This is a genomic window from Polaromonas sp. P1_G4 (assembly GCF_056405475.1).
In genome coordinates, this window is the sequence record NZ_JBFUCA010000587.1 from 1 (window position 1) to 2,447 (window position 2,447).

Consider the following 2,447-nt stretch of genomic DNA (forward strand, 5'->3'; position numbering starts at 1 on the left):
GACCTGGCCCACGCGTGCTGAAGCCGTTGAGGCGGCAGACAAGCTGGTTTCCAATCTGGCGCATTGACGGAAGACCCGGCGCCCCTCCTGGCGCGCAAACGTAACGGCGCGTTAGTGCCCTTGTAGCCCGGGCAAGCACCTCCRTTTGAAACTCAGCAGCCCGCCGGGYCTGCATCTGCACCCAAGGAGCTTTCATGTTCAAACGTCTGACCCTGCTTTGGGTTGTGATACGCGGCGATGCCCGGCGGCTGTGGACTGCCCTGCGCCATCCCGAAGCGCCCGTTTGGCTGAAATGGGGTACAGCAGCGATTGCGCTCTACCTGTTCTCCCCCATTGATTTCATCCCCGACTTCCTGCCGGTCATCGGAATTGCTGACGATCTCGTGCTGGTTCCGCTGGCGATCCGGTGGCTGCTCAACCGCCTGCCGCCCGGGATCGCCGATCCGGCGCCGAAGCGTTCGGCCTGAGCACTGGCGATGCTGTAATGGGCATCCCAAGCCAGTTCGCCATTTCAGCTCGCCCTTTCTATTGATGCCCACACGCCCCGTTTCACTGAACATTCCGCTCCCTTCGGGCGGCACCACCTCCGGCCTGCTGCAAAAACCTGCCAGCGCCAAGGCGTGTTATGTGTTCGCCCACGGCGCAGGCGCAGGCATGAACCACGCCTTTATGGAGGCGATTGCTCAGGGCCTCGCGGAACGCGGCATCGCCAGCTTGCGCTTCAATTTTCTGTTCATGGAACAAGGCTCCAAACGACCGGACTCCCCCGCCGTTGCCCATGCGGCGATCCGGGCGGCAGTTGCTGAAGCGGCGCGGCAAATGCCTGATGTGCTGCTGTTTGCCGGTGGCAGGTCCTACGGTGGTCGCATGAGCACGCAGGCGCAGGCGGCTGAGCCATTGCCCGGACTAAAGGGCCTTGTGCTGGTGGGCTTTCCATTGCACCCAGCCGGCAAGCCTTCAACCGAACGCGCCGCGCACCTGGACGGCGTGAAGCTGCCGATGCTTTTTCTGCAAGGCACACGCGACGGCCTCGCTGATCTGGACTTGATCACCCAGACCACGGCAAGCCTCGGTAAAAAGGCAACCCTGCACATCGTGGATGGCGCCGACCACGCCTTCCATGTGCTGGTGCGTTCAGGCCGCACCGATGCGCAGGTGCGCGAGGAATTGCTGGACACCATGGCCACGTGGATGACGAAGCACCAGCGTACAGCGTGATCGTCGGTTCCCTGATGTACCAGGAGAGCCGCCTGGCGCTCTGTAGGGAGTGTGAGGCAAGACAAATACCCGCTTAAACCTGACCGCCGCTAGGCATGGCTGCTGACAGGCGATGCGCCTTATGCGCCCCAGACTGGCCTGACTACGAAAGCCCGTCATGCCGTTCGATACCCCTTCCTCTCTTCGCCTTGTAACCCCACAGCTTTCCCGGCTCTCCCGTCGCACCCTCGTCACTGCCTTGTGCCTCACCGGGCTGGGCCTGGCCGGCAACGGCGCATGGGCGGCCAAGCCCAAAAACACGGCGGCGGGCAACCAGCCCCTTGACACAGAAGCCTTCAACAACGCCACCGACAGTCCCTTGCTGCGCAGTGGCAGCAAAGGCGCAGCGGTAGCGCGCGCACAGATCATGCTGGACCGGGCCTGGTTCYCCTGCGGGGAGATCGATGGGCGCTTTGCCACCAACATGCAGCGCATGGTCAAGGCCTACCAGATCGCGCACGACCTCAAACCCACGGGCACCGTCACTGCGGAAACCTGGGCTTCGTTGCGCAAGGACGGTGCTCCGCTTCTGACAAGCTATACCGTGACAGAGAAGGACGCAGCCGGCCCGTTTGAAAAGACGCCTGTGGCGATGGACGAGCGCGCGAAGATGAAAGCGCTGGTGTATGAATCGGTGGAAGAAGCGCTGGCGGAAAAATTCCACACCAGCACCGGCTACCTCAAGCAGCTCAACGGCGGCATCAACATCGAGGCCGGCAAGCAAATCACCGTGCCATATATCGCGGTCAGCGCCATGCCGGTCAACGCGGTTTCCATCGAAATCGACAAGTCCGAGCGTGTGCTCTACGTGCTGGACACCGCCAAGCGGTTGGTGGCGGGTTTTCCCATCAGCATAGGCAATGAAAAGAACGACCCGCTGCCGCTGGGCATGATGGCCATCAAGAACGAGGTCAAAAATCCCGGCTTCACCTACAACCCTGCGCTGCTGAAAAACGCACCCAAGGATGCGCAAAAGGTCGACATCGCAGCCGGTCCCAACAACCCCGTCGGCACCATCTGGCTGGGCCTGACCAAACCGCACTGGGGCATTCACGGCACACCCAACCCTTCCAATGTGGGCCATTCCGAAACCAATGGCTGCATTCACATGACCAACTGGGACGCAGAACGCCTGTCGACCCTGGCGAAAGCCGGCTTCAAAGTGAGTGTCAAGGCTTGATGGCATCCAC

General features: G+C 61.8%; 3 protein-coding genes. All 3 read left to right on the forward strand.

What is annotated here, in order from left to right:
* Positions 1 to 194 precede the first annotated feature (194 nt).
* The 3 genes from AC1D1X_RS20870 (at position 195) to AC1D1X_RS20880 (ending at position 2,437) form a co-directional block, all read left to right on the forward strand.
* Positions 195 to 467 carry a YkvA family protein gene (locus AC1D1X_RS20870; RefSeq protein ID WP_477669462.1) on the forward strand — a complete coding sequence of 91 codons (273 nt, stop codon included), beginning with the start codon at positions 195 to 197 and terminating at the stop codon, positions 465 to 467.
* A gap of 64 nt (positions 468 to 531) precedes the next feature.
* On the forward strand, positions 532 to 1,218 hold the full coding sequence (locus AC1D1X_RS20875) for an alpha/beta hydrolase family protein (RefSeq protein ID WP_477669461.1): 687 nt from the start codon (positions 532 to 534) through the stop codon (positions 1,216 to 1,218).
* Between the two features lie 157 nt (positions 1,219 to 1,375).
* A complete protein-coding gene (locus AC1D1X_RS20880) occupies positions 1,376 to 2,437 on the forward strand; it encodes a L,D-transpeptidase family protein (RefSeq protein ID WP_477699064.1) in 1,062 nt (353 codons plus the stop codon).
* The last annotated feature ends 10 nt before the right edge of the window (positions 2,438 to 2,447 follow it).